Source organism: Lentzea atacamensis (assembly GCF_003269295.1).
In the GTDB taxonomy this organism is placed as follows: domain Bacteria; phylum Actinomycetota; class Actinomycetes; order Mycobacteriales; family Pseudonocardiaceae; genus Lentzea; species Lentzea atacamensis.
In genome coordinates, this window is the sequence record NZ_QLTT01000001.1 from 1,752,742 (window position 1) to 1,768,249 (window position 15,508).

Here is a 15,508-nt window from a genome sequence, read left to right on the forward strand (position 1 = left end):
GATTGTGTGCGTATCCTGATGTCCATGGTTCGGCTGACACGAGCACAACAGCAGGAACGCACACGGGCATCCGTGCTGGCGGCGGCGAAGGAGGAGTTCGCCGAGCACGGCTACGCCCTGGCGAAGATCGACCGGATCGCCGACCGGGCCGAGCTGACCCGTGGCGCGGTGTACTCGAACTTCCCGAGCAAACGCGCCCTGTACCTGGCGGTGCTGATCGACGTGGCGGAGGCCGCCGCAGGTGAGCCTCCGCCACCGCCGGCATCGACGGCCGGCGCGCTGGAACAGTTCGCCAGGGTCTGGCTCGAACGGTTGCCGCTGGGCGGCACGGCGTGGGGCGGGCGCCTGCAACTGCGCTCGCTGGACGGCGTCCTCGACGACGAACACGCACGCGAGGTGCTGGCGCAGGTCGCCAGGCTGGAGGCGCTGCTGCTCGCCATCGCGCTGGAAGCGGGCGGCCCGGCGCGCCGGGTGCGGCTGGCCGAGCTGGTGCTGACGATGCTGGACGGCGCGAGTCATCGTGCCGAGACCGCGCCGGGGTCCGGTGACCCCTTCGACCTGACGCACGCGTGCGGGCACCTGGCCGGCATCGGCCTCACGGACACCTGGGCGCCGCCGCACCTGCCCTTCGTCACCCCGGCGAAGCCGTGTGCGGACAGCTGGACCGCGCCGGAGGGACTCGTCGACCGGATCAGCGGCCGGCAGGCCGACCTCGCCTCCGACGGTCTGATCACCGTGCTGGGCGCCGGTCGTCTGGGTGCCGCGGAGGAAGCCGTCCGCTCCGGCGAGAACGTGACGATCGTGGTCGTCACGGGCGACCCCGCCGAGATCGGCCGCCTGGTCCGGCTCAGGATCACCGACGTCGCCGGATGCCTGCGGCGGGTGTTCCCCGCCGATGTCTGGCAGCGCGTCCGGCTGGTTCTCGACGACGACGCGCTGGTGGCATCGGCGCTCGGACTGCCGGATGTCGACGACGAGACCGAGACCGCGGTGCGGGTCCAGGACGGCGTGATCGTCGCCCGGTCCGGCGGGCGCGGCGCCGGCCACGCGGTGTCGGCCGCGCGGAAGACCACGACGTGAGCGGGCCGGATCTGCTGGTGCTGCATGCTTTGCGCTGCGTCGGCACCGCCGGCCTCGAACGCGTGGCGGCGACCACCGGTCTCAGCGAGTCCGACGTCGAGTCCGAGCTGATCGATCTCGCGGCCGCCGGTCTCGTCACTCGCTTCGCCGAGTTCGGCGTGTGGAGCCTGACGGAGACGGGCAGGACCGCGGATGCCGAGCGGATCACCGCCGAGCTGGAGTCGGCAGGTGCCCGCCCGGCGGTGACCGAGGCGTTCGACGGTTTTCTCGTGCTCAACCCGGAACTGCTCGACCTCTGCACGGCCTGGCAGCTGCGGTCCGTCGACGGCGTCATGATCGCGAACGACCACAGCGACTCCTCGTACGACGCCCGCGTGCTCGACCGGTTCGCCGACTTCCACGGGCGTGCCACCGTCGTCTGCGCCCAGCTGTCGTCGGCGTTGCCGCGATTCGGCCGCTATCGGATCCGCCTCGCCGAAGCCCTCGGCCGCGCAGGCTCCGGCGAGCTGGAGCACGTGGCCGACAGCACCGCGTCCTACCACGCCGTGTGGGCCGAACTGCACGAAGACCTGCTGGTGTCACTGGGGATCCCGCGATGAGGTGGATCAGGCAGCTCAACGCCGAGACCGGAGACTCGGCGGAGGTGCTGGGAGGCAAGGCACACGGGCTCGTCGTCCTGCACCGTCTCGGGTTGCCTGTGCCCGCTGGGTTCGTCGTCACCACGCAGGCCTGTCGCGCGTTCCTGCGGGACGGGCGTCTTCCCGACGGGCTCGACGACGAACTCGCGACCGCGATCGCCGGGCTCGACGTGGTGTCCGTCCGCTCCGGGGCCGCCGTGTCGATGCCCGGCATGATGGACACGATCCTCAACCTGGAGCTCACAACCACCGCCGCCGCCAGGTCCGCGGTGGAAGCCGTCTTCTCCTCGTGGAACACACCACGGGCGCGAACCTACCGGGAACTGCACGACATCCCGCACGAACTCGGTACCGCCGCGATCGTGCAGAGGATGGTGTTCGGCAACCGCGACGACCGCAGCGGCACCGGAGTCGCGTTCAGCCGCGATCCCAACACCGGCGCGAACGTCCCGTACGGCGAGGTCCTTTTTGGACACCAGGGCGATGACGTCGTCTCCGGCAGCTCATCGACCCTGCCCCTGCGCGAGCTGGCGGACCGGGAACCGACGGTGTGGGCCGGTCTGCTCGACGCCCTGAGCCGGGCCGAGGCGCACTACCGCGACGCGTGCTACGTCGAGTTCACCTTCGAGGCCGGTGAGCTGTGGCTGCTGCAGGTCCGTCCGGGCCGGTTCGTGGGAGCAGCCGCTGTCCGCCTCGCCACCGACCTGGCCGACGAACGCGTGATCGACCGGCACGAGGCGCTGCTCAGGATCTCGCCACAGCACCTCCGGCACGTCCGCACACCCCGGATCGCAGCGACCTCAGAGGTGCTGGCCAGAGGACTGGGCGCGTGTCCCGGCGTCGCGACCGGCAGGGTGGCGACCACGGCCGACGCGGCGGTGCGCCTGGCGGTGGACGGTCCGGTCGTCCTGGTACGCCCCGAGACGTCGCCGCACGACATGCGCGGCCTGGCTGCGGCCACCGGCATCGTCACCGCCCGCGGCGGGCCGGCCAGCCACGCCGCGGTCGTCGCACGGGCGATGGGAAAGCCCGCCGTCGTGGGAGTCTCCGGCCTCGTCGTCGCGGGAAGCTCGGCGAGCATCGGGGGACGCACCTTCGACGAAAACACCCTGCTCACCATCGACGGGACCGGTGGCGAAGTCGTCCTCGGCAGCCCTCGCGTCGTCACGAACGCTGCGGACGCCCACCTGCACCGGCTGCTGCGCTGGGCTGACGACGTGTCGGGCGACCGCTCGGAACGCGATGAGGCCCAACGCCTCAGCGCCGCCCACGCCGTGCTCCGCCGCTGAAGGCTCAGGGCCGCACAGCAGGCCCGAGCCCCGTCCAGCGCAGCTCCGGCGGAAGGTGGCCCATGTCGTTGTACAGCACCAGTGCCGGAGCTGCGCCGTCGCGGTGTTCGATCGCGGTCAGCGCCGTGTTCCCGCAGTTCAGCCCGAGCCACCTGGCCGGTGGCGCGTCGAGGGCGTGCCGCACCAGCCAGGCCACCGAATAGGCGTGGGTGACCAGGACCTCGTGGGTCTCGGTGTCCGCCGGGCGGGCGAAGCGGCCGATCAGTGCTTCCGCGACACGTGCGCCCGCAGCGGCCTCCGCGGCGTCGTACCCGTCGAAGAACCCCGCCCACGCGGGAGGGATCTCGTCCGGCACGTGCGGCACGTGGTCGATCAGCTCGGCCGCTTCCCGCACAGCGACACCCGGCAGGTACCGGCCGATGATCTGGGCGGATCGTGTCGCCCTGACGAGCGGTGAATGCCAAACGGCGTCGACCGGCAGACCGGCCAGGCGTTCTCCGAGCAGTTCCGACTGCCGTTGCCCGGTCTCGGTCAGCTCGCCGAACGGGTCCGCCTCGCCGTGCCTCACCACGTACAGGTGTCGTGTCGCCATCGACTTAGGATACTCACAACATCCAGATGTTCACACCATCCGAACATCAGCTAGCGTCTCGACAGGTGGCGCACAGGCATCTCACAGAAATCGGCCGCAATCTGTTCCCATGACGGACAACCACGACCGCGGCCTCCAGTTCGACCTCGCCACCCTGATCGGGCGCCGGCGGGCGTTGTCGCTGTTCGGCGGCGCAGGCCTCACGCTCGTGGCCTGTGCTCCGTCGACCACCACGTCGAACTCGACCGCCACCACCAGCAACGCCAGTTCATCAGGAACGACGGCAGCCGGCAGCCCGCTGGAGGCCATTCCCGAGGAGACGGCCGGACCGTTCCCCGGCGACGGCTCCAACGGTCCGAACGCCCTCACGCAGAGCGGCATCGTGCGCTCGGACATCCGTTCCAGCTTCGGCTCGTCCACCCGCACTGCCGAGGGTGTGCAGCTGAACATCGAGCTGACGGTCCAGAGGGAAGACGGCACACCGTACGCGGGTGCCGCCCTGTACCTGTGGCACTGCGACATCAACGGCGACTACTCGATGTACTCCGACCGCGTGAAGAACGAGAACTTCCTGCGCGGGGTCCAGGAGGCGGACTCGGCGGGGAAGCTGAAGTTCGTCAGCGTCTTCCCCGGCGCGTACTCGGGGCGCTGGCCGCACATCCACTTCGAGGTCTACCCGAGCCTCGCCGAGGCCACCAAGGCGGGCAACAAGATCACGACCTCGCAGCTCGCGTTGCCGGAGACGACCTGCAAGGAGGTCTACGGCACGACCGGGTACACGCAGAGCGTCCGGAACATGTCGCGGACGACCTTGAAGCAGGACATGGTGTTCCGCGATGGCGTGGACCACCAGATGGCGACCATGTCCGGGAACGTCCAGTCCGGCTACACCGCCTCACTGACCTTCGCGGTGGAGGGCTAGCCACAGTTCCGCCCGCAGCCCCGGTGAGTCCATCGAGCGGCCGAGGGCTTGCTCGGCCTTGCGCACGCGGTTGCGGAGCGTGTGCCGGTGCACGCCCAACGCCGTCGCCGCCGGATCCCAGGCGCCGTGGTGCGCGAGCCACACCCTCAGCGTCTCCCGCGTTTCCTCGTCGAGCGGCCTCAGCAACGCGTCGGCGAACCCGTCCGGGAGCCGCACGTGCCCGGCGAGGTCCTCGAACCTGCGGAGGCCGGCCTGCCGCGCCTGCCGGGCTTCGCGGTAACCCCGCGCGACCTCTGTGGTGTCCACTTCGGACGATGCGAAGCCGTCGAACTCGGTGGTGAGCACGACGATGTCGCCGTCGTGCTCGGCCCAGAACACGTCGCCGTCCGGCGGTTCGCCGGCGAGGAACACCCGGAACCGGTCAGGCAGGCCGTCGACCACCAGCCCGGCCAGCAGCATCCGGAACTGGCCTGCCCGGAGCTCCCTTCTCGCCGCGTCGGCGGAGTCGTTCTGCGCGAGGGCGAGGACGAGCAGCGAGGCGGCCGTGTTGACGATGCCCAGATCCGGCCTGGTGGTTCCGACCGCGAGCACGCCGCGGGAACGGCTGCCGAGGACCTGGAGGAACACGTGCACGCCGTCGAGCTCGAACGCCGCGCTGGCGAGGCCACCCGCGGTCGTCAGGCGCGCGAGCTCGGCCGTCAGGTCCGGGACGAGGCGGGGGTTGTGGGCGTGCACGGGCCGGCCGGCCGCGTCGAGGAGCACGGCCCATCCGTCGATCCACTGGCCGAGCCTGCGCACCACTCCCCCGACGCCCGCACGGACGGCGGCTCTGGTGAGCGCGCGCTGGCCTTCGCTGGTGCGGGTGAGCGCGGCGTACTCGTCGGCGGCGATGGCCTTCGACACCGCCTTGCTGATGGCGATGAACGGCACCTCGCGCGGCACCTCGACGAGCCCGAGCCCCGCGTCGGCAGCCGCCTCCACCAGGGCACGCGGCACCTCGTCGTGGCCGAGGCCGGTGCCGAAGCCCAGTCCGACCACACCGGCACGCACCAGGCGTTCGACGTAGCCGGCGCTGAAGGGCCTCAGGCCGGTGGTCAGCAGCAGTTCGCCGCCCTCCAGGAACGGGGTCGGGTCCGCGAGCTCGGTGCCGTGCACCCAGCCCACCGGCTTCGTCACGTCCCCGGCGAGCACCGGGAGCCGCAACGTCCGTGCGAGTTCCCGCAGCGTGATGGGCATGTGCCAATTTGTACAACGTGAGCACCCCAGATCACCATTTAAGACACTGCGTGGCGCGGTGACCAGGACCATGCTGAGGACATGACCCGACTGCTGCCCGAGAACCGGCTGGTAACCGCGATCCCCGGCCCGAAGTCGCTGGAACTCCAGGCGCGGCGCAAGAACGCCGTCGCCGCGGGTGTCGGCTCGACGCTGCCCGCCTACATCTCCTCCGCCGACGACGGCCTGCTGATCGACGTCGACGGCAACCAGCTCATCGACCTCGGCTCGGGCATCGCCGTCACGAACGTCGGCAACCCGGCCCCCGCGGTGGCCGAGGCCGTGCACGCGCAGATCGACAGGTTCAGCCACACCTGCTTCATGATCACCCCCTACGAGGGCTACCTCGAGGTGTGCGAGGAGCTGAACCGCCTCACACCAGGCGACCACGAGAAGCGGTCGGTGCTGTTCAACTCCGGCGCCGAGGCCGTGGAGAACGCGGTCAAGATCGCCAGGCACGTCACCGGCAGGCAGGCCGTCGTGGTGTTCGACCACGGCTACCACGGCCGCACGAACCTCACGATGGCGTTGACCGCCAAGAACATGCCGTACAAGCACCGCTTCGGGCCGTTCGCGCCCGAGGTCTACCGGGTGGCGGCGTCCTATCCGCTGCACGACGGACTCACGGGTGCCCAGGCGGCGCAGCGGACGATCGCCGCCATCGAGAAGCAGGTCGGCGCGGACAACACCGCCGCCGTCGTGATCGAGCCGATCCAGGGCGAGGGCGGGTTCATCGCGCCCGCCGAGGGTTTTCTGCCGGCGGTCGCCGAGTGGTGCCGTGAACGCGGCGTGCTGTTCGTCGCCGACGAGATCCAGACCGGCTTCTGCCGCACCGGTTCGTGGTTCGCCTCCGACCACGAGGGCGTGGTGCCGGACCTGATCACCACGGCCAAGGGCATCGCGGGCGGCCTCCCGCTCGCCGCCGTGACGGGCCGCGCCGAGATCATGGACGCCGTGCACGTCGGTGGGCTCGGCGGCACCTACGGCGGCAACCCGGTCGCGTGCGCTGCAGCTCTCGGTGCCATCCGCACGATGCGCGAGCGCGACCTGAACGCCGCCGCACGCCGCATCGAGGAGACGGTCCTCGGCCGGCTGCGTGCCGTCGCCGAGAAGACCGACATCATCGCGGAGATCCGCGGCCGCGGCGCGATGCTCGCCATCGAGTTCACCGAACGCACGCCCGAAGTCGCCGCCCGCGTCGCGAAGGCGTGCCACGACCAGGGTGTCGTCGTGCTGACGTGCGGTACTTACGGCAACGTGATCCGTCTGCTGCCCCCGCTGGTCATCCCGGACGACCTGCTCGCCGAAGGTCTCGACGTGCTCGAAGGAGCCCTGCTCGCATGATCGCGTTCAACACCCCGGAAGACGTCGAAAACGCCGTCGCCAAGGCTCATGACGTCGCCCCCGAGCTCGCCGCGCTGCCCGCACACCGCCGCGCCACCGCCCTGGACCACGTGTCACGCCGGCTCGCCGAGCGCGCGGAGGAGTTCGCCCAGGCCATCAACGACGACTCCGGCAAGCCGCTGAAGTGGGCACGCGTCGAGGTGACCCGCGCGATCTCCACGTTCCGCTGGGCCGCCGAGGAAGCTCGCCGCTTCTCCGGCGAACTGCAGCGCCTGGACACCGACCCGGCCGCCGAGGGCCGCCTCGCTCTGGTGCGCCGGGTACCGCGCGGGCCGGTGCTGGGCATCGCGCCGTTCAACTTCCCGCTGAACCTGGTGGCGCACAAGGTCGCCCCGGCCCTCGCGGTCGGCGCCCCGATCGTGCTGAAGCCCGCGCCCGCGACGCCGAAGGTGGCGTTCCTGCTCGGCGAGCTGCTGGCCGAGACCGACCTGCCCGACGGCGCCTGGTCGGTACTGCACCTGTCCAATGAGGACACGGCGGCGCTCGTCGAGGACCCGCGCCTGCCGGTCGTCTCGTTCACCGGTTCCGGCCCGGTCGGCTGGGGCATCAAGGAACGCGTGCCGCGCAAGCACGTCACGCTGGAGCTGGGCGGCAACGCGGCCGCGATCGTCGCCCCCGACTGGCAGGACATCGAGTTCGCGGCGCAGCGCATCGCCACGTTCGCGATGTACCAGGCGGGCCAGTCGTGCATCTCGGTCCAGCGCGTCTACGTGCACACCGACGTCTACGACGCCGTGTCCGAAGCCGTTGTGCAGCACGTGAACAAGCTCGACGTCGCGAACGACGTCGGCCCGCTCATCAGCGATGCCGCCGCGCAACGCGTTGAGTCGTGGGTGAACGAGGCCTCTGCGACCGTGCTGACCGGCGGCTCCCGCGACGGCAGGGTGTACGCGCCCACCGTGCTGACCGACGTGCCGGAGGACGCGAAGGTGAGCGCCGAGGAGGTGTTCGGCCCGGTCGTGCTGCTGGCGCGAGTCGACTCGGTGGACGAGGCGTTCGACCGCGTCAACGCCTCCCGCTACGGCCTGCAGGCGGGCCTCTTCACAACCGACGTGCGCCTGGCTTTCCGCGCAGCGCAACGACTCCAGGTGGGCGGCGTCATCGTCGGCGACGTGCCGAGCTACCGCGCCGACCAGATGCCCTACGGCGGCGTGAAGGAGTCCGGCACCGGCCGCGAGGGCCTCCGCGCGGCGATGGACGACCTGACCGAACCCCGAGTCCTGGTGCTGACCGGCCTGGAGCTCTGAACATTTCCCGGTCGTTTTCCCGGTACAGGCCAAGGAAACCCCGATCGGCCCATTCATCCGACGAATGGGCCGATCTTGACCTTGACTGCGATGATGCACGAGTGGCCGTCACCATCAGGGATGTCGCTCGCCAAGCTCAGGTCTCCGTCTCGACCGTCTCGCGCGCCCTGAGCGCGCCCGGCCTCGTGAAGGAAACCACCCGGCAACGGGTCCTGGACGTGGTGCGAGGACTCGGCTACCAGCCGAACCGCGCCGCGAGAAGCCTGATCACCGGCCGCACCGGCAACCTCGGCATCGTGGTACCAGACCTGGAAAACCCCTTCTACCCGGCAGTGCTGCGCGGCGTGCAGACCAGGGCCGGCGAGGCGGGCACCTCGGTCTTCTTCTGCGACAGCCGCGAAGACCCGGAAACCGAGGCCGAACTGGTCCGCACGATGGCGGCCCAGGTCGACGGCGTGGTGCTCTGCTCACCCCTGTCGTCAGACGAGACCATCACCGAGCTGGCCAACCTGACGCCACTGGTGCTGATCAACCGCACCGTGCCGGACGTCTCGTCAGTCCTGATGGACAGCGGCTCTGGCATGGACCAGGTGATCACGCACCTGGAGTCCTTGGGCCACACGGAGTACGTCTACCTGGGCGGCCCCACCATGTCCTGGTCGCACAACCGCAGGCTGCAGGGCCTCCGCAACCGCGCCCGAGTGCTGGGCCCCTTCGAGCCGAACTTCGCAGGCGGCCGAACCGCCGCCGAACAGGCACTAAAAACGAACGCAACCGCGTTCATCGCCTACAACGACCTGATGGCCCTGGGCGTGCTGAGCCACCTGGCCGAACACGACATCAAGGTCCCGCAGCAAATCAGCGTCACCGGCTTCGACGACATCCTCTACGCCGCGATGTGCTCCCCAGCCCTGACCACGGTGGCCATGCCGACCGAGGAAGCGGGCAAGGTGGCCGTGGACCTGCTGGCCGAACGCCTGGACGACGCCCCAGCCGAACGCCGCGAGCTCCCCACCAACCTCGTCATCCGCGCCAGCACCCGCAAACACCCGACGTCCACGTGACGCGGCCCAACCACCAGTCGCCCGCAAATCACCAACGCTTCCACGGCCGACTTCCCAATCACTGACACGTACGACTCAACCGTCACTCCGGCCGCGGGGAAGCCTCTCGGGATGGCTCCCCCGCGCACGGCCGAGGACGTCGCTCTAGTCGTACCCGCGAATGTGGCCGTCCTCGTCAGCGAGAATTTCGTGGCGCTCCATGTCCGGCTCCTTCCGTCGTGGCTGACATCACAAAGGTAGAGCCCTCCCGGCGTCCTGTGGAGTGAATTTGCACCGCAACCGGGGTATCACTCACGAACGCAAGGGGTCCATAGGGGTGACCCCCACCACACACTCCACCGTGTGGCGTCCACCACACGCTTAGCCCAACTCATGGCTACACAGCGCCAATCAAGACACCGGTCTTGCCCCAACAGGTTGCCCAACCTGGCCCATCCGGGGGACAAAACCAGTCATGCGAACGATGCTCACCGTAACCGTCGTGGCCACCTTGCTGCTGACCCCAGCCACCCCAGCCCTGGCCGCCGACCCGGTGGCCAAGACGGTAGAACTCCTCAACGCCTACCGCGCAAAGCACGGCGTAGGCCCTCTCTCCCTCGATTCCGAGGTGACCCGAACAGCCCAAGAATGGGCAGATCATCTACACGAGACAGTCGGTTTCGAACACCGCCCGAACAACCCCTACGGCGAGAACCTCTACTGGATCGGCAGCCGCACCCGAGCAATGGACAGGGTGGCCACAAACGCCCTGGAAAACTGGTACAGCGAATCCCGCGGCCACGACTACACCAAGGAGATGACCGCCTCCAACATCAACTACGAGGTCCTGCACTTCACCGCCATGGTCTGGAAGTCGTCCGACCGAGTGGGCGTGGGCCTGAAACAGGGCGCCAACGGCACCTACGTAGTGGTCAACTTCGCCGCCCGGGGCAACACCCTGACCCAGTTCGTGGCAAACGTCCTCCCACCCACCACAAGGTGACCACGCGCGCCCCTCTCGCGAAGGCGAAGCCGAGCTGTTTTTCACACCGCGGGCCGCCACGCAAACGCAACCGCCACACACGCACCCAACGCGCCCACCTACGGACACGAAACAGGAACCCGCCAACGCAACCGGGGGACGACCCACCCAACCGACGCGCAAACGCCGGAAGGGCCCCACAGCAGCACACTCACCGCAACCCAGCAGTCTCAGTAACCGCCCTCAAAGCCGCCACAACAGCCGAAAACGGCGGCAAAGACGGCTTCTCCCCCGGAGCCTCCCCCAGCCACCCCACAACTCCACGATCAATCCGAGAAGGCGGCACCGGCACCAACGTCCCCAGCCGATGGGTGAGCGCCCCCCGAGCCCGCAACCGAATCAGGTTCACCTGCGAAGCCTCATCAGCAGACGACGTGAGGATGAGCCACCTCCCAGGAGCCCCAGGCAAAACCACCACAGGCCCACTCAGCATCCGCACAGACAGGAAGTGCTGCACCTCCCCACCGACCCCGGCAGCGAGCTCCACCGCGGACACCTGATGATCAGTGGTCAACAGCAACCGATTCTCCGACCGCAGGACCAACCACCCCCACTCCGAGTACCGCTCAAGCGCACTGGAGAACGTGTCGAGCCGAGGCAGATCTCCCGACGGCGCAGTTCTCTGCAGCGCAAGTCCCGGCGACGTGGTTCCCCGCGACGCAACTCCCGGCGGCACAACTCCCGGCGACGCCACAACCTGCGACGCAACTCCCGGCGGCGTAGTCCCCTGCGGCCCAACTCCCTCAGGCGAGTTCATCGATCTCACCCTCACTTAGCTAAGAACAATCGGTTCGTGTAACTGCGATCACACGATTTGACTCCCCGCCGCCATGAACTCACTATCGGCCCGCCATCGGCACACTAGAACGAGGCTGGAGAGCGTGACCAACCTGCGACAACGCCATGTGACCATGATCGCCCTGGGGGGTGTGATCGGCGCCGGCCTCTTCGTAGGCACAGGAGCGGGCATCGCACTGGCGGGCCCAGCAGTCCTGATCTCCTTCGCCCTGGCCGGCCTGCTGGCCCTCCTCACAATGCGCATGCTGGGCGAAATGGCAGCAGAACACCCGAGCAGCGGCGCCTTCTCCGTCCACGCCGAAAAGGCGATCGGCCCCTGGGCAGGCTTCACCATCGGCTGGCTCTACTGGTGCGCGGTAGGAGTAGTGCTGGCCGTAGAAGCCACCGGCGCAGCAAAGATCGCCTCGAGCTGGATCCCAGCAGTCCCCCAATGGGCCTGGGTCCTGATCTTCATGTCAGCCCTGACCGCCATCAACCTCACCGACGTCCGCAACTTCGGCGAGTTCGAGTTCTGGTTCGCCGGCCTGAAAATCGCCGCGATCATCCTCTTCCTGGCCCTGGGCACAGCCGCCATCGCAGGCCTGATCCCCACGGTCGACTCCCCAGGCCTCAGCAACCTCCACGACTTCCTCCCCAACGGCTGGAGCGGTGTACTGGCAGGCCTGATGGCGGTGGTGTTCGCGTTCGGCGGCCTTGAAGTGGTGACCATCGCCGCCGCGGAGGCCGAGGACCCGGAGCACGCCGTCGGCAAGGCCGTCCGCTCCTCCATCACCAGGTTGCTCGTCTTCTACCTGGGTTCGATGGCCGTGGTGGTGACGCTCCTCCCGTGGAACAGCTCAGAGGTGGGCGCCAGCCCCTACGTAGCAGTCCTCGACCACATCGGCATCCCGGCAGCCGGCCAGGTCATGAGCGTCGTCATCCTGATCGCCCTGCTGAGCGCCATCAACGCGACCCTGTACGGCGCCTCCCGCATGCTGTACTCGCTGGCCGAACGCGGTGAGGCCCCGAAAGCGTTGCTGAACAAGAAGAACGGCGTCCCCCGCAACGCGGTGCTGGCGTCCGTCACGTTCGGTTTCTTCTCGGTGCTGCTGAACTACCTCTGGCCGGACACGGTCTTCCTGTTGCTCCTGAACGCCGTGGGATCCGCGCTCCTCGTCCTCTGGGGGTTCATCGCGATCTCGCAGATCCGCCTGCGCCGCACCATCGCGAACCCGACGGTGCCGATGTGGGGCTATCCGTACCTCTCCTGGCTCACGCTGGCCGGCATCGTCGCGATCATCCTGCTGATGCTGAGCGACGAGCAGGCCCGTGGACAGATCCTGTCCACGGGCGTGCTCGTCGCCGTCATCGCGGCGGTCGGGCTCAGCAGGTCAGCTTCGCGCCGGCGAAGTCTCCGCGGTCGAACCTGACGCCGTCACCGCTGTCGTTGACGACGAGCCGCAGGAACTTGGCGCCCTGCAGGGATCCGGAGATCGACACCGCGTCGTCCTTCCACGTGCGCAGGCCGCTGGAGGCCACGCGCGTGCCGTCCGCCCAGATCTCGAAGATCGCCGAGCCCTGCTGGTTCACGTCGCGCTCGTCGTCGATGCCGACGTCGGACGAGAACGACGTGCAACGCCCGCCCACGTACAGAATCAGTTCGGCGTTGGCGTGCGTGCCTAGGCCCTTTTCGTAGGTCTTGCCGTTGATGGTCAGCGTCTTGCCGTCACCACCGACGTAGCCGCCGTTGGACCTGTCCCGCTCGACAGGCCCGTAGCCGCTGCGTTCGGTGGTGAACGTGACGTCGCTGGCCCACAGCGAACCACCGGGCGGCGGCGCGACCGGCACCAGCGCCGGCGAGGTCACCGGGCGGGTCAGCTTTCCGCGGCCGACCCATGTGGCGCCCAGCGAGCCGTTCAGGACGTGCGTACCCGGCACGGCCCCGGCCGGTGGTGTCACTTTCCACTTGCTCTGCACCGACTGCGATGTCAGCAACACGGGAGCGCGCTCGGAGGAGAGCTTCTCCACCTTCCACCCGGCGGGCGCCCTGAACGTCGTGGACGCGTCCAGCACCGGGATCGGCGCCTGGTTGGTCGCGGTCACCGTGGCCACGAACGGCTCGCCGGCCGGGGTGATCGTGCTCGGGATGCCCGCGTACTGCTGCGCGATGTCGAGCGAGGTGTCGATCGCGGGCTCGTGCTGGTACCAGTCCTGCGACGCCTTCACCCGGAAGATCGCGGTGCCGTGCGGCGGCAGCGACGCGGAGATCTTGCCGGCGGACTGGAAGTTCTTGTGCTGCCACAGATCCCGCACGGTGTAACCGACACTGCGCGGCAGCCCGATTTCGCGGGCTGTGGTGGAGATCGTCGCGTTCACCTCGGACTCGTTGAACAGCGCCACCGCCTTGTCGCCGTTGGCCAGGGGCTTCACGAACACCCAGTGCCCGTCCTTCTGGTAGATCACCTTGCCCTGGACGCCCAGCCTGTCCTGGTTGATCGCGATGATCTCCTTGTTGCGCAGGATGTCGAGGTGCTCCGGCGAGATCTTGCGCAGGTCCGCGCCGATCAGCAGCGGTGCCGCCATGATCGACCACAGCGCGAAGTGGCTCTGGTACTCGGTCGTCGTCTGCTTGCCGTTGCCGACTTCCAGCATGTCGGGGTCGTTCCAGTGGCCGGGGCCGGCATAGGCGTCCAGCGGCGCGTTGAGCTTGATGATCTCGACGGTCTTGGACCAGGTGTCGTTGATGTCGCCGGTGGTGCGCCACAGGTGACCGACGCCCTTGCCCCACTCCCACGGCTTGTTCTGGCCCCACTCGCAGATCGAATAGACGATCGGGCGGCCGGTCTTCTTCAGTGCGTCACGCATCTTCGTGTAGCGCTCGAGTGCCGGACGGCCCTCGTTGTTGCAGTTGTCGTACTTGAGGTAGTCGACGCCCCAGTCCGCGAACGTCTGCGCGTCGATCTCCTCGTGGTCCAACGAGCCGGGCATCGTCTTCGCGCACGTCAGGGTGCCCGCGCTGGTGTAGATGCCGAACTTGAGGCCGCGGGCGTGGATGTAGTCGGCGAGCGCCTTCATGCCGCTGGGGAACCGGGTCGGGTGGTTGCGCAGCCGGCCCGTCGCCGGGTCGCGGGTGAGGTCGGCCCAGCAGTCGTCGACGTTCACGTACTGGTAGCCGACGTCCTTCAACCCCTTGGACACGAAGATGTCCGCCATGTCGCGGATCATCTGCTCGTTGATGTCGCAGCCGGTGGTGTTCCAGTTGTTGAACCCCATCGGCGGTGTCAGTGCCAGCGCCGGATCGACGGCCGGGCCCGGATCGGCCTGAGCCGCCGGTGCCGCCACGGAGGCGGCGACGAGCGCCAGCGCCGTCAGCAGAGATCTCACTCCCACTTGTAACCCCTGTAGTTGCGGATGAGCTGATAGGTGTTCTGCAGGCCGGAGCTCTCGATGCTCCGGTAGATGCCCCACTTCGGGCGCAGGTAGTTCTTGTCCCGCCACAGGTCGACGGCCGTCGTGCGGCCCTGGCCGACGACCGTGCCCGCGTCCTTGAAGAGCCACGCGAGGTGGCCGCCGCTGTTCGACGCCTTGCACTCGAACTCGACGTCGATCCACTTGTTCTGCAACGGTGTCCAGTCGCCGACGACGTGCTCGGTGTTGGCGTCGTTGTCCCGCAACGTGAGGATCGTCAGCGTCGGCTTGTCCTTCATCCGCGGCGTGAGTGTCCACAGTGGACCACCGACGTCCTGCACCTTCATCTGCATGATGTGCGTGAAGCGGGTCGTGGCGGTGAGCGAGGACGGCCAGAACGCCTGGTAGGTGATCTTCCAGGTCTGATCCTTGCCGATCTTGTGCGTGGTGCCGCCCGACCGCATGCCCTTGGACTCGTTGCGCTGCCGGTCGGAACCGTCGCGGTCGCGGGTGTGCATGTCGAACCGCCAGTGGTCGCCCTCGACGTAGATGTGCTTCACGCCGCCGTGCGAACCCGCGCGGTCGTCCTCCAAGCCCTCGAACGCCCTCAGGCCGTCACCGGACGGTGTCGGGTTCCACTTCAGCGCCCAGGCGGCCTCGATCACCGGATCCGCGTACGCGGGCCGGGTCAGGCCCAGCGCCAGTGCCCCCGCGGCGCCGAGTTTCACGGCGCCGCGACGGGAGAGTTCTGCCATCGTCTGCCTCCTTCGGAAATCTCTCCTTCGGTGGCG

General features: G+C 68.7%; 13 protein-coding genes. 9 read left to right on the top strand and 4 right to left on the bottom strand.

The features are described 5' to 3' along the window. Positions 1-24: 24 nt before the first annotated feature. Genes C8D87_RS08320 through C8D87_RS08330 form a run of 3 tightly spaced genes read left to right on the top strand, consistent with a single transcriptional unit; the run spans position 25 to position 3,007 of the window. Positions 25-1,080, top strand: a complete 1,056-nt coding sequence (locus C8D87_RS08320; protein WP_112226343.1) for a TetR/AcrR family transcriptional regulator — start codon at positions 25-27, stop codon at positions 1,078-1,080. After that, the gene (locus C8D87_RS08325; RefSeq protein WP_112226125.1) at positions 1,077-1,679 is read left to right on the top strand and encodes a transcriptional regulator; all 603 of its coding nucleotides are present in this window, start codon (positions 1,077-1,079) and stop codon (positions 1,677-1,679) included. The genes C8D87_RS08320 and C8D87_RS08325 overlap by 4 nt, the downstream gene beginning before the upstream one ends. Further along, positions 1,676-3,007, top strand: a complete 1,332-nt coding sequence (locus C8D87_RS08330; RefSeq protein WP_112226126.1) for a PEP/pyruvate-binding domain-containing protein — start codon at positions 1,676-1,678, stop codon at positions 3,005-3,007. Before C8D87_RS08325 ends, C8D87_RS08330 begins: the two co-directional genes overlap by 4 nt. Before the next feature lie 4 nt (positions 3,008-3,011). Here C8D87_RS08330 and C8D87_RS08335 read toward each other — a convergent pair whose 3' ends face one another. Then, on the bottom strand, positions 3,012-3,599 hold the full coding sequence (locus tag C8D87_RS08335) for a histidine phosphatase family protein (RefSeq protein WP_112226127.1): 588 nt from the start codon (positions 3,597-3,599) through the stop codon (positions 3,012-3,014). Between the two features lie 109 nt (positions 3,600-3,708). Here C8D87_RS08335 and C8D87_RS08340 point away from each other — a divergent pair, with 109 nt between their 5' ends. Beyond that, the gene (locus C8D87_RS08340) at positions 3,709-4,521 is read left to right on the top strand and encodes a dioxygenase family protein (protein WP_112226128.1); all 813 of its coding nucleotides are present in this window, start codon (positions 3,709-3,711) and stop codon (positions 4,519-4,521) included. Here the strand turns inward: C8D87_RS08340 and C8D87_RS08345 are convergent. Further along, a complete protein-coding gene (locus tag C8D87_RS08345; RefSeq protein ID WP_112226129.1) occupies positions 4,495-5,757 on the bottom strand; it encodes a PucR family transcriptional regulator in 1,263 nt (420 codons plus the stop codon). The genes C8D87_RS08340 and C8D87_RS08345 overlap by 27 nt on opposite strands. 81 nt (positions 5,758-5,838) lie before the next feature. On the opposite strand from C8D87_RS08345, the gene gabT reads away from it, so the two are divergent. The 5 genes from gabT to C8D87_RS08375 all read left to right on the top strand — a co-directional run bounded on the left by gabT (position 5,839) and on the right by C8D87_RS08375 (position 12,739). After that, positions 5,839-7,140, top strand: coding sequence for a 4-aminobutyrate--2-oxoglutarate transaminase (gabT, locus tag C8D87_RS08350; protein WP_112226130.1), 1,302 nt, complete (start codon positions 5,839-5,841; stop codon positions 7,138-7,140). Continuing rightward, complete coding sequence (locus C8D87_RS08355) at positions 7,035-8,447, top strand: aldehyde dehydrogenase family protein (RefSeq protein ID WP_411711349.1); 1,413 nt, start codon at positions 7,035-7,037, stop codon at positions 8,445-8,447. The genes gabT and C8D87_RS08355 overlap by 106 nt, the downstream gene beginning before the upstream one ends. A 101-nt stretch (positions 8,448-8,548) precedes the next feature. Beyond that, entirely contained in the window at positions 8,549-9,511 is a 963-nt protein-coding gene (locus tag C8D87_RS08360; protein WP_112226132.1) for a LacI family DNA-binding transcriptional regulator, read from the top strand. Between the two features lie 481 nt (positions 9,512-9,992). Then, positions 9,993-10,493, top strand: a complete 501-nt coding sequence (locus C8D87_RS08365; RefSeq protein ID WP_170166353.1) for a CAP family protein — start codon at positions 9,993-9,995, stop codon at positions 10,491-10,493. Between the two features lie 950 nt (positions 10,494-11,443). Then, entirely contained in the window at positions 11,444-12,739 is a 1,296-nt protein-coding gene (locus C8D87_RS08375; RefSeq protein ID WP_233441977.1) for an amino acid permease, read from the top strand. On the opposite strand, the gene C8D87_RS08380 is transcribed toward C8D87_RS08375, so the two are convergent. Further along, positions 12,693-14,693: an NPCBM/NEW2 domain-containing protein gene (locus C8D87_RS08380; protein ID WP_233441978.1), complete on the bottom strand. Its 2,001-nt coding sequence runs from the start codon at positions 14,691-14,693 to the stop codon at positions 12,693-12,695. The two genes, C8D87_RS08375 and C8D87_RS08380, sit on opposite strands and share 47 nt — an antisense overlap. Beyond that, on the bottom strand, positions 14,690-15,472 hold the full coding sequence (locus C8D87_RS08385; protein WP_109635462.1) for a hypothetical protein: 783 nt from the start codon (positions 15,470-15,472) through the stop codon (positions 14,690-14,692). The genes C8D87_RS08380 and C8D87_RS08385 overlap by 4 nt, the downstream gene beginning before the upstream one ends. Positions 15,473-15,508 lie beyond the last annotated feature (36 nt).